This is a genomic window from Psychrobacter sp. ANT_H3, from assembly GCF_027919975.1.
Classification (GTDB): Bacteria; Pseudomonadota; Gammaproteobacteria; order Pseudomonadales; family Moraxellaceae; genus Psychrobacter; species Psychrobacter maritimus.
Map to the genome: position 1 here is coordinate 33,706 of NZ_JAQISM010000014.1, position 12,180 is coordinate 45,885.

The following is a 12,180-nucleotide window of genomic DNA, read 5'->3' on the forward strand; positions in this document are numbered from 1 at the left end:
CTCTTAGTTAGCATCAAAGCATTCTCTTAGATAGCTTAAAATAAGACCTGCATATTATTCTTGCCATAATAAAAAAGGACAAACCGAAGAGGCTTGTCCTTTTTTTGAAACCAGTTTTTAAAGCAAATTTTTAAACCAGTTTTTTTAAATAAGTACGGTTAGATTAACAGTTCTTATTATTGATTAATAATTATTGATTAATAATATCAACGCCCTTTGGTGGCGTAAATTTAAACTGACTGCTACCGATACTTGGGTTCATTTTGATACCACTAAACTTAATCGTCGTGGTTTGTCCTAAACTATCATTCAATACCATCATCACAGGCTTACCACCGCTAAAGCTCATCGATAAGCTCTTAAAACTGGCACTCTCTGACTTTGGATATAATACATAGTAGTTTTTATTGGCGTATGGCTGAGTGATTTTAAAGTTCTTATCAATTTTGCTTGGATCACCTGATAACAATAACGCTGGGGTATTACCCACTTGGCTATCGACATTTTGCTTGGTCGCTTGCTCCAAATCCTTATCATAAACCCACATCGAGCTGCCATTTGCCACAATCAGCTGCTCTGACGGCGACTTGGTTTCCCAGCGGAAGTTATTTGGACGCTGCACACTCATCGTACCCGTAAAGGTACCACTATTTGCGCCTTTGGTGGTTTGGCTAAAGTTAGCCGTCATGCTTTTGGTATTACTTAGTAGCTTGTTTAAGCGTTTGGCAGCGGTCAGATTATCAGCCGGAGCTGCCGTTGCCGATTGCGTTAAAGCCATCATCGGTGCAGCAACGCCAAGTGAGGTCATCAATACACCCGCTAAAGCACCGCTCATTACTTTTTGTTTTAAGGTTGTTTTGTTTGTTAATAAAGTCATTATAAATCCTCTTTTAAATGCAAAATAGCATAAAGATAAAACGTTTTAATTAAAATTTTTGTTTTCAATAAGTGCTTATCTCACGATAGTCAGTTCAGAATCAATAAACTTAAACTGACGTGATTAAACAATGCAGACAGTGTGCCAGTTTTTTTATTACGCGCCTAGTCATGATTTGCAATCATTACTACCGCTGCCATACACGCTTGTAACCAGTAGCGTTACATAGCATTCACTGTTATTTGTTGTCTGTTTTATATATAAATTAGGGTTATTTAAAAGCAGTTTGCGAGCTATTGCTAATGTTAATACCCCGCTATTTATAATAATCTGCTTTTACTAAAGAACCAGCACCATAAAAAAGCCCTTACTACCAAACGGTAATAAGGGCTTTTTTTAGTCATCAAGCTATTTTAATCTTCGATTAAAATAACCCAGATGGGCAATTATGCGCTTTCAACCATAACATAACGACGGTTGAATTTACCTTTGGTCGCAAACTTTACCACACCGTCATTTAGTGCAAATAAAGTATGGTCACGACCCATGCCAACGCCTTCGCCTGCGTGGAATTCTGTACCACGTTGACGAACGATGATGTTACCAGCTGTGATAGCTTGGCCACCAAAGATTTTAACGCCTAGCATTTTTGGGTTTGAATCACGACCGTTACGGCTCGAACCGGCAGCTTTTTTATGTGCCATGAGAAAATCTCCTTGTTAATGTGACTTATCGCTAATGCGACAACTCTTAAGCATTTAGTGCGCTATTTAGCAGTAATTGCTAAGTGAATAATTAGGCATTAATAGCTTTGATTTTTAACAAGGTATACCATTGGCGGTGACCTTGCTCTTTGTGATAATGCTTACGACGGTTGTGTTTGATGATACGGATTTTTTCGCCGCGACCATGTTCAACCACTTCAACTTCTACGCTAGCGCCTTCAACGACAGGCTGACCGATTTTGACAGTTTCACCGTCAACAACCATCAACACGTCTTCAAATTTGATTGTTTCGCCTTTTTCTGCTTTTAGTAGTTCAACTTTAAGCAACTCATCGACGACTACACGGTGCTGTTTACCACCAGTTTTGATTACTGCGTACATTGTATGACTCCGTTTAACCCGTGTGCCGTGGCTGATATCATACCAACGCTTTTACGACGAACACGACAGGGAAAAATTAAAGGCAAGATTTTACGGCTTTTTGCTCATAAAAGCAAGCCGCATCTCTTGTTTTACTCAGGTGGTAATACCAATAATACTGGCTCAAATTTTTGTCTATACTTATATATAAAAATGATGTGATTGATTAACAAGGGTATAAACCACCGCTGTTAAGACCACTATCTTTATTCAAGTATAAGACATCAAACCATCATTGGTTAAAATCCAACAGCGGCTATTATAACTTATATAATCAGTTACTTACAGTTTTTTGTAAATATTGGCTTATTATTACCCAATGCGGGTGAATAAATTCCAATCGATACGCTAAATGGCTTAATAAACATCCACTCATTATCTTTTAATTAGACGACCAATATATCAAAATATAGGCCTAAACAGACGGCTAAATATAAAGACAGCCCTGCATTCTGCTATACTTAAATCAACAATTGACCCAGATAGCTATGCTATTATGCGTCAAACGATAGCTTCACTATCAATACTTGCAATAAGCACTTACTATAAATAGATAGATCGCTATTCAAACCCTCTTTTATTTTCATTGGTATGACGACTCATTATGACCAGTAACTCTTTATCTAACGCCGCTGCAGCATCAACCACACCCTTAACTAACTTAGCAAGCACGCCAAGCAATGCTGAACCAAACCATGCTGACACCCTAAGCTATGCCGATATTCAAAGCATCGTTGCTGATGATTTTGACATTATGGACAAGCAAGTTTTTGGCAGTTTGAATTCCAAAGTTCAACTGGTCATGAGCGTCTCGCAGCATGTGATTAATGCTGGCGGCAAACGTATGCGCCCGCTCATTACCTTATTATGCGCGCGGATGTTTAATGATGAGCCGTCGCAGCAAGCGATGCATTTGGCGGCGATTACTGAGATGCTGCATACCGCAACCTTAGTCCATGACGATGTGATTGATGAATCAGGTCAGCGCCGTGGTAAGCCAACCGCTAATGCCACTTGGGATAATGCCACGGCAGTGCTGGTCGGTGACTATCTGATTGCTCGCGCCTTTAACTTACTGGTTGGGTTTCAGAGCTTACCACTATTGCAAGTGTTCTCAGATGGTACCTGTGATATCGCCGAGGGCGAAGTATTACAGCTACAGCATCAGCACAATCCTGAAGCCACTGAAGCCGATTATCTAAATATCATCGATGGAAAGACATCACGCTTATTTATGATGGCGACCCAAGGCGCGGCTATTTTGCAAAATAAAACTGAGCACCTGCAAGCATTGGCTGATTTTGGTCAGCATTTCGGTAATGCTTTCCAAATCGTCGATGACGTGCTCGATTATAGTGGCGATAGCGAGCTGATGGGCAAAAATCTCGGTGACGATTTGGCGGAAGGTAAACCAACGCTGCCAACCATTAAGGCGCTTGAGCTATTAAAAGACAGCGATACCGCAGGCTATGAGCAGTTACGTATCGCCGTGCAAACCGGTAAGACACCAAACGCTGAGCAGCTTATCGAGCGGGTACGTCAGTCAGGCTCGCTTGAATACTGTAAGCAGCGCGCGTTAGAAGAGACCAAACTTGCCCAGCAAGCGCTTAGCAGCTTACCTGATAACCGCTACCGCCAAGGGTTATATCAATTGACGGAACTTGCCAGCGCGCGTTTAGTATAAAGGCTATTTATTTATCTGATATATCTAAATCTTTATATACTTTCTATATACAGCTTTTAATATATCAGATAAAGACCACTTTATTTATTAAAGGTTAAGTTAAGCCTGACTTTATAATAATAAGACATAAAAGATGAGGAGAGTTTGGCTATGATACTAGCAGCCTCATCATTACTCATACCAAACGCTGACTTAAGCGCATACGTTTTGCCTCCATATTTTAGCGTTCACACTTAAGTATTGCTAATACAGAATTTTTCTGTCTCCTTTGTTTTCTACTGTATTTTTATACAGCTTTCTTGCTACTATCTCTGAATCGTATTTAAAAAAACAAAAATTAACAATATTCTACTTCAACATTCATTACGAATTTTACAAGGTATTTTTAACGCTATGCTTGTATTATCAATGGCTGTTAGGTATTTATTGAGCTAGAAGACAATTGTGAGACGCAAAAACGGTTTTTTACACCTTGACTGTAGGGTATACCCTATAGTTTATAATCATTTATTAAATTAAATCTGCTTATCCGATTGTTACGCGTTTAGCGACTGATATATTGGCAACGGTAAATGCATATTACTTTTCATATCTACCACGTTAAGATTTACCCCTAAACTTTTAATACTGTAATTATTTATTATATGATATTTATATTGCCGAGGACATTGATGAAGCACTCTACTCTTGCGCTTGTAATAGCATCTGTACTATCTGGAGCTGTACTGGTTGGCTGTGACAAAAACGAGGACGCAGCTGGTGACGCAGCCGCACAGCAGCAAATGCCACCTGCTGTCGTCAACGTTCAGACTGTCACTCTAGATACCGTACCCCAAGTACAGACCTTTGCTGGACGTACCGCGGCTTATCAAACCGCAGACGTTCGCCCACAGGTTAATGGCATTATTGACGAGGTGTTGTTCCGTGAGGGCAGCAACGTCAAAAAAGACCAACCTTTATATCGTATCAATACTGATAACTACGCGACGTCTATTACCAGTGGTCAGGCGGCTATTCAGCAGGCTCAGGCCAACTATCAGACAGCGGTGGCAAACAATGCCAATGCTAAAGCTGAATTGGTCAGTCGCCAAGCATCATTATCACAAGCGCAAAATGATTTACAACGCTTGCAAGGTTTGATCGAAATTGATGCTATCTCAAAGCAGCAATATGACCAAGCTGTCACCCAAGTTCGTACCGCCCAAGCGGCAGTCGAAAGTGCGCGTGCGGCTATCGGACAAACGGAAGCAGGTATTGAGAGTGCGAAAGCGGGCATCCAAACTGCCAAGGCAGGTTTACAAGCCAGCACGTTGGATTTAAACCGTACTATCGTACGAGCGCCGCTGTCAGGTCGTACTGATCGCTCTAGCGTAACTGCCGGTACGTTGGTTAGCGCCGGTCAACCTGATCCTTTAGTGACTATCTCACGCCTAGATCCTATCTATGTCGATATCAGCCAGTCTTCATCTGAATTGCTTAAGTTACGCCAGCAAATCTCTGCCGGTAAAGCACAAGCAGGCATGAACTCGGTTGAATTGGTGTTAGAAGATGGCTCAACTTATCCTGTACGCGGTGAGCTTGCTTTATCTGAAGCAAAAGTTGATGAGTCAACCGGTGCGGTGACCTTACGCGCGGTCTTCTCTAATAAAAACAATATCTTATTGCCTGGTATGTATGTCAGCGCCCGCTTAACCCAAAGCGTCATTACCAATGCCGCCTTGGTACCGCAAAGTGCCGTGATGCGTACCCCGAAAAGTGAAACCCAAGTTTATATCGTTGATGAGAACAATAAAATTCAAGTACGTCCTGTCACTATTAATGGTACCTATCAAGGGCAATGGGTGATCACAGACGGCCTACAAGCAGGGGATAAAGTGGTGGTTATTGGTGGTGCAAAAGTGAAGCCTGAGCAAGAGGTGGTCGCCAAACCATTACCAGATGCCAATGCAGCCCCTGCTAAGCCAGGTGCACCTACTGCCCAAACGCCGCAGCAAGCTGCAAAAGCGATGGATAAGCCAGCTAGTAAAGATGCCGCTGCTAAAAAACCTGCAGAATCTACCGCTAACTAATTCCATTCAAAGATAGGAAGACTAGGGATATACTATGTCACGTTTTTTTATTAATCGCCCTATTTTTGCATGGGTGATGGCTATTTTGGTCATGCTCATCGGGGTGATATCGGTCATTAATTTGCCGATTGAGCAGTATCCACGTATTGCACCACCAACGATTTCGGTTAGCGCAAGCTATCCTGGTGCCAACGCTCAAACCGTTGAAAATTCCGTTGTACAGATTATTGAACAACGTATGAAGGGTCTTGATGGTCTGATGTATATGTCATCGTCAAGCTCGTCAAACGGTGGCGCGTCAGTAACCTTGACCTTTGAAAATGGTACTGATTCTGATACCGCGCAGGTACAGGTACAGAATAAACTTCAAGCCGCCATGAGCTCATTACCTGAGTCGGTGCAGCGTCAAGGCGTCAACGTCAATAAATCCTCTAGCAGTTTTTTAATGGTGCAAGGTTTTATTTCTGAAGACGGCAGCATGGATCGCGCGGATATCGCCGATTATGTTAACTCAAACGTCGTTGACCAGTTAAGCCGTGTTGAAGGCGTAGGTGAAGTACAGGTGTTTGGTTCGGCTTATGCGATGCGCATTTGGCTCGACCCTGCCCGCTTACGTAGCTATAACATGGTGCCATCTGATGTGGTCAATGCTGTGCGCTCGCAAAACGCGCAAGTGTCTGCCGGTCAGCTAGGACAAGCGCCTGCTGATACCGACCAACAGGTTATCAACGCTACCGTTACGGTGCAAAGCTATCTACAAACCCCTGAAGAATTTGAAAACATTCTCTTAAAAACCGATACCTCTGGCGCAAAAGTTCGCTTAGGCGATGTTGCAAAAGTTGAAATCGGTAGTGAAAACTATAGTGTTATTTCACTATATAACGGTAATGAAGCTGCTGGTCTGGGTATCTCATTGGCCGGTGGTGCAAACGCACTGGAAACTCGCGAAGCAGTTGGCGCACGTATGGCCGAGCTGGAAGCAAACTTCCCAGCGGGTCTGGTATCAGTCGTCCCTTATGACACCACGCCGTTTGTACGTTTGTCTATCGAGCAAGTGGTCAAGACGCTGATTGAAGCAATTGTCTTGGTATTTATCGTCATGTTCATTTTCTTACAGAACTGGCGTGCGACCATTATTCCGACCCTTGCCGTTCCTGTGGTTCTATTAGGTACCTTTGCGGTACTCTATATTGCAGGCTTTAGTATCAACGTCCTAACCATGTTTGCCATGGTACTGTCCATCGGTCTACTGGTCGATGACGCCATTGTTGTGGTAGAAAACGTCGAGCGTATTTTGGAGGAAGACCCTCATATCTCCATCAAAGACGCTACCCTACAATCGATGCGCGAGATTAGTAAAATCGTTATCGGTATTGCCTTGATTCTATCGGCAGTATTCGTACCGATGGCCTTCTTTGGCGGTTCAACCGGTGTGATTTATCGTCAGTTCTCAATTACCTTGATTACTGCCATGGTCTTATCGGCACTGGTCGCGCTTATCTTTACCCCTGCTCTGTGTGTGACCTTGCTCAAACGTAGCAAAAGCCATGACAAAGCCTCGACAGAAGAGAAAAAAGGCTTCTTTGGTTGGTTTAACCGCTCTTTTTATAAAGTCAGCCGTAGCTATGAAAATTCGGTTGGTAAAAGCTTCCGCTTTAAATGGTTATACTTAATCGGCTATGCTGCCATCATCGGTATTATGGCAGTGGTATTCTTACGTATCCCCGGCTCGTTCTTGCCAGAAGAAGACCAAGGTATTATGTTTACCTTAGTTCAGCTTCCTGCTGGTGCGACGCTAAATGAAACGCAAGATGTACTCGATAAAGTCAGTAATTATTATGATACCCAAGAAGGCGATAATATTGCCTCTGTCTTTACCATTGCAGGTTTCAGTTTTGCTGGACAAGGGCAAAATATGGGACTGGCGTTCGTACGTTTATCTGACTGGGCTGATCGTCCCGGTGCAGAAAACACCGCAAAAGCGGTGGCCGATCGTGCCATGGGTTACTTCTTTACCCAGTTAAATGAAGCCCAAGTATTTGCGATTGTACCGCCCGCGATTACCGAACTTGGTAACGCCAGTGGTTTTGATTTAATGATTCAGGACACCGGCAACCTTGGGCATGATGGGCTACTTGAAGCTCGTAACATGCTCCTCGGTATGGCGGCGCAAAATGACAAAGTCGCAGGCGTTCGTCCGAACGGTCAAGAAGATGCACCGCAGTTAAAAATTAATATCAACCAAGAACAAGCTGCTGCTTATGGTTTGTCATTGGGTAATATTAATAGCGTCATCTCTACCGCTTGGGGTTCAAGCTATATCAATGACTTCGTCGACCGCGGTCGTATTAAGCGTGTGTTTGTCCAAGGTGAGCCAAGCAGCCGAACCAACCCTGATGATATCGGTAAGTGGTTTGTCCGTAACGATACCGGTGATATGATTTCATTCGATGCTTTCTCTAGTAGCGAATGGCAATCAGGCTCTCCGCGTCTGACCCGTTATAACAGCTTACCGTCGATGAATATTCAAGGTAGTGCCGCGCCCGGTTTGAGTACGGGTGAAGCAATGAGCTCCATGGAAGCCATAATGGAGAAAATGCCTGAAGGTGTTGGCTATGAGTGGACAGGTATGTCACTTGAAGAGCAAAAGTCAGGTGCCCAAGCGCCGATGCTTTATGCACTGTCAATCTTAGTGGTATTCTTATGTCTAGCCGCCTTGTATGAAAGCTGGTCTATCCCCTTCTCTGTCCTATTGGTTATCCCACTTGGGGTGCTAGGTGCGGTGATATTTACGTGGCTACGCGGCTTTAATAACGATATTTACTTGCAAGTTGGTCTACTGACGGTGGTTGGTCTATCGGCCAAAAACGCCATCTTGATTATTGAGTTTGCAAAGGAACACCAAGAAGAAGGCTATAGTCTAAAAGAGGCGGTCATGACAGCGGCGCGTCAACGTCTGCGTCCGATTATTATGACCTCACTTGCCTTTGGACTCGGTGTTGTGCCATTATTCATCGCCACAGGTCCGGGCTCGGGCAGTCAAAACGCCATCGGTACTAGTGTGGTTGGTGGTGTTGTCACCGCAACTATCTTAGGTATCTTCTTTATTCCGATGTTCTATATTTGGGTACGTAGTATGTTCCCGCATAAATATGAGAACAACAAACCAAACGATAGAGATGGTGGCAATGACGGCACACCTGGCCCGCAAAACCCAACGCCTTCTGACCCAATGCCTTCTGAGAGTTATCAGCCTGTAAGCCTTGGAGATAATACACAATGAGTGCTCAAAAAAATATTACCTTAAGCTCAGCAGCGGTAGCAAACATTGCTACCACTGCGCAACCGGCGCTTGCAGTACTGCGCAAAAATGGCGGTCGTCTAATCGGCTTGACTGCTTTAGCGTTAAGCATGGCGGCTTGTAATACCATTCCAAAAGCGGATATGCGCCCTGTCCTTGCTGAGCCGAATATACCTATCGAACAAACTTATGGCGCGTTTGATAAAGAAACCGTGAGTAGCGCTGATCAGCCAAGTATCGCCGGTCAACGCTGGCAGAATTTCTATAGCGACGAGCGCCTAAAAGGTCTGATTGCGTTAGGTTTAGAGAACAACAAAGACTTTGAAAGCGCCCGCTTAGCAATTGAAAAAGCACGCGCCCAATATCAAATCACCGATCTTAATGATCTACCTAGAATTGATGGTAGCGGTGGTTACACGCGCCAAGCACAAAATAGAACTGATAAAAACCCTAACAGTTCATATAGCGTCAATCTTGGTCTTGCCAATTATGAGTTAGACTTTTGGGGTAAAATTGCCAGCTTAAAAGACCAAGCGTTACAGAATTTCTTGGCCACTACCGCGGCAAAAGATTCAACCCAAATCAGTCTAATCAGTAATATTGCTCAAAGCTATGCCAACTTAAGCTACAGCTTAGCGCAATTAAAACTGGCAGAAGCCACGGTTGAAAGTCGTGAGAAATCACTATTTATTGCCGATAAACGCTTTGAAGCAGGTATTGATCCTAAATTGCCATCTTTGCAAGCCAGTGCGTCATTAGAAAATGCCAAACTTGCTGTCTTACGGGCGCAAAGCAGTATTTTAAAAGCGCGTAATGCCTTGCAGTTTTTGGTAGGTGGACCGATTCCAACCAACCTTATTCCAACGCCTGCGGTCAGCAACATCACAAATCAGCAGATATTTAACGCCGGCTTACCAAGTGAGTTGCTACGCTATCGTCCTGATGTGTTGCAAGCAGAATACAATCTAAAAGCTGCTGGTGCCAATATCGAAGTAGCGCGCGCATCTTACTTCCCGTCTATCAGCCTAGCCAGTAGCGTAGGTTTGAGTAGCGGCAGTTTAGATAACCTGTTTAAGAGTGGTTCGGTCGGTTGGTCATTTGGCCCAAGCATTAGCGTGCCTATCTTTGATGCTGGTCGCTTAGATGCCAATTACGATGTGGCGAAAATTGAGCGTGAACAGACACTAGCAGGTTACGAGAAATCTATCCAAACCGCGTTCCGCGAAGTATCAGATGTGTTGGCTACACGCGCGACATTGGGTGATCAGCTCGCCGCGCAATACCGTCTGCAAGATAACTTTGAGCAGACCTATCAGATTGCCGATGCACGCTTTAAAGCAGGTATTGCAAACTATCTAGACGTGCTTGATGCGCAGCGCTCGTTGTTCTCAACGCAGCAAGGCATCTTGGACTTAGAGCTACAAAAAATCATTAGCCAAGTCGAGCTTTATCAAGTCTTAGGCGGCGGCGCTAACCTTGACGTGCCAACGGTGATTCCTGTACCGCATAAAAACTTAGTGCAATTGGTCAATCTACCTGCCAATAGCAATAAAGCAAAAGCAGTCGATGCCATCGATGCGGCTAGCTCAGCTCGTGTGGCTTCTGCACAAGAAGCCCAAGCGATTAAGCAGGCGCAACCAACAGAAAAGGCAACCTTTAAACCGACCGCTGTGGTTGATGTCAATAATGATGGCAAAACAGACGCGGCGGTAGGTGTGGTCACTGAAAAGACGACCTTTAACGACACCAGTGTTGAGCAAGTACCTGTTACCCAGATTGTTGAGCCTTAAATTGTTGAGCCTTAAACAGTCATAGAAGATAGTGTGAGCGCACTACCCTCGCATTGACAGTCGATACGTACAATCAGCCCTACCGACTTGGTAGGGCTTTTTGCTTTCGATAGCGACTATTGGTTATAGTGGCTATTGGTTATAGTAGTGCTGGGTATAATAGAACATTATATTAACGACGCTTTTATCACTTTAGCGGTGCCAATTTTATAAAAAACATGCATTAAAACAGCTTATTTAATCAAGCTGATAAGCAACACATGCTTAAAATCAAATAAGGAAACCTCATGACTTATACTTTTAACCGTCAATTCCCTGAAACTCGCCTACGTCGCTTGCGTTATAACGATAACGTGCGTGCGATGATTCGTGAAGTTGAGCTGCATCCCAAGCACTTTATCGCCCCTGTCTTTGTTTTAGAAGGCAATAATAAGCGCGAAGCAATCGCTAGTATGCCCGGTGTTGAGCGCTTATCGATTGATCTGCTGATTAATTATGCCAAAGAATTATTAGCGGAGGGTGTCACCACGATTGACATCTTCCCCGTGATTGATAATTCATTAAAAACGCCTGATGGCAAATCGGCTTATGATGAAAACGGTCTTAGCGCACGTGCAGTCAAAGCGGTGAAAGATGCCGTGCCAGAAATGGTGGTGATGACCGATGTGGCGCTAGACCCTTATACCTCACATGGTCAAGATGGGTTGCTTGATGACAGCGGCTATGTGGTCAATGACGAAACGGTGGAAGTATTGGTCAAGCAAGCGCTTGTCCACGCCCGTGCTGGCGCTGATATCATCTCGCCAAGTGATATGATGGATGGCCGCATCAAAGCCATGCGTGACGCCTTTGAAGCCGAAGGCTTTGTCAATACCGCTATCATGTCCTACTCTGCCAAATATGCTTCTGCTTACTACGGTCCGTTCCGTGATGCCGTCGGCAGTGCCGGCAACTTAAAAGGCGGTCATAAAAAGCAATATCAAATGGACTTTGGTAATCGCGCCGAAGCGCTGCACGAAGTCGCCATGGATATAGCCGAGGGCGCTGATATGGTGATGATTAAACCGGGTCAGCCGTATTTAGACCTTATCCGCGAAGTCAAAAATACTTTTGGCGTACCGACCTTTGCGTATCAAGTGTCGGGCGAATATGCGATGCACATGGCTGCGATTCAAAATGGCTGGCTAACCGATGCGGTGATTTTAGAATCCTTGATAGGTTTCCGCCGTGCGGGCGCTGATGGAATTTTGACTTATTTTGCCCTAGAAGCGGCTCGTCAATTGAATAATGCTTAATATGCATTAAATTGCTTT

8 protein-coding genes are annotated in these 12,180 nt (G+C 44.2%); 5 read left to right on the forward strand and 3 right to left on the reverse strand.

Going from position 1 to position 12,180, the window contains the following annotated elements; genetic code table 11:
• Positions 1-190: 190 nt before the first annotated feature.
• From lolA to rplU, 3 genes are all read right to left on the reverse strand, one after another.
• Positions 191-877, reverse strand: a complete 687-nt coding sequence (lolA, locus tag PG901_RS08140) for an outer membrane lipoprotein chaperone LolA (RefSeq protein WP_201565200.1) — start codon at positions 875-877, stop codon at positions 191-193.
• Positions 878-1,323: 446 nt separating this feature from the next.
• Positions 1,324-1,581, reverse strand: a complete 258-nt coding sequence (rpmA, locus tag PG901_RS08145) for a 50S ribosomal protein L27 (RefSeq protein ID WP_055123782.1) — start codon at positions 1,579-1,581, stop codon at positions 1,324-1,326.
• Positions 1,582-1,672: 91 nt separating this feature from the next.
• The gene (gene rplU, locus PG901_RS08150) at positions 1,673-1,984 is read right to left on the reverse strand and encodes a 50S ribosomal protein L21 (RefSeq protein ID WP_144297745.1); all 312 of its coding nucleotides are present in this window, start codon (positions 1,982-1,984) and stop codon (positions 1,673-1,675) included.
• A gap of 793 nt (positions 1,985-2,777) precedes the next feature.
• Here rplU and PG901_RS08155 point away from each other — a divergent pair.
• The 5 genes from PG901_RS08155 to hemB all read left to right on the forward strand — a co-directional run bounded on the left by PG901_RS08155 (position 2,778) and on the right by hemB (position 12,162).
• On the forward strand, positions 2,778-3,707 hold the full coding sequence (locus PG901_RS08155; RefSeq protein ID WP_271134157.1) for a polyprenyl synthetase family protein: 930 nt from the start codon (positions 2,778-2,780) through the stop codon (positions 3,705-3,707).
• Between the two features lie 671 nt (positions 3,708-4,378).
• The gene (locus PG901_RS08160; protein WP_201565201.1) at positions 4,379-5,776 is read left to right on the forward strand and encodes an efflux RND transporter periplasmic adaptor subunit; all 1,398 of its coding nucleotides are present in this window, start codon (positions 4,379-4,381) and stop codon (positions 5,774-5,776) included.
• A 34-nt stretch (positions 5,777-5,810) separates the two neighbouring features.
• A complete protein-coding gene (locus tag PG901_RS08165) occupies positions 5,811-9,059 on the forward strand; it encodes an efflux RND transporter permease subunit (protein WP_271134154.1) in 3,249 nt (1,082 codons plus the stop codon).
• Complete coding sequence (locus PG901_RS08170) at positions 9,056-10,867, forward strand: efflux transporter outer membrane subunit (protein ID WP_271134155.1); 1,812 nt, start codon at positions 9,056-9,058, stop codon at positions 10,865-10,867. The genes PG901_RS08165 and PG901_RS08170 overlap by 4 nt, the downstream gene beginning before the upstream one ends.
• A gap of 287 nt (positions 10,868-11,154) precedes the next feature.
• Positions 11,155-12,162 (forward strand): porphobilinogen synthase, encoded by a 1,008-nt coding sequence (gene hemB / locus PG901_RS08175; protein WP_201625085.1) that lies wholly within the window; start codon positions 11,155-11,157, stop codon positions 12,160-12,162.
• Positions 12,163-12,180 lie beyond the last annotated feature (18 nt).

Bases quoted from the DNA above. Each gene is read 5' to 3' on its own strand.
- PG901_RS08160 (WP_201565201.1), top strand. From the start codon at position 4,379: ATGAAGCACTCTACTCTTGCGCTTGTAATAGCATCTGTACTATCTGGA.
- lolA (WP_201565200.1), bottom strand. From the start codon at position 877: ATGACTTTATTAACAAACAAAACAACCTTAAAACAAAAAGTAATGAGC.
- hemB (WP_201625085.1), top strand. From the start codon at position 11,155: ATGACTTATACTTTTAACCGTCAATTCCCTGAAACTCGCCTACGTCGC.
- rpmA (WP_055123782.1), bottom strand. From the start codon at position 1,581: ATGGCACATAAAAAAGCTGCCGGTTCGAGCCGTAACGGTCGTGATTCA.
- rplU (WP_144297745.1), bottom strand. From the start codon at position 1,984: ATGTACGCAGTAATCAAAACTGGTGGTAAACAGCACCGTGTAGTCGTC.
- PG901_RS08165 (WP_271134154.1), top strand. From the start codon at position 5,811: ATGTCACGTTTTTTTATTAATCGCCCTATTTTTGCATGGGTGATGGCT.
- PG901_RS08170 (WP_271134155.1), top strand. From the start codon at position 9,056: ATGAGTGCTCAAAAAAATATTACCTTAAGCTCAGCAGCGGTAGCAAAC.
- PG901_RS08155 (WP_271134157.1), top strand. From the start codon at position 2,778: ATGGACAAGCAAGTTTTTGGCAGTTTGAATTCCAAAGTTCAACTGGTC.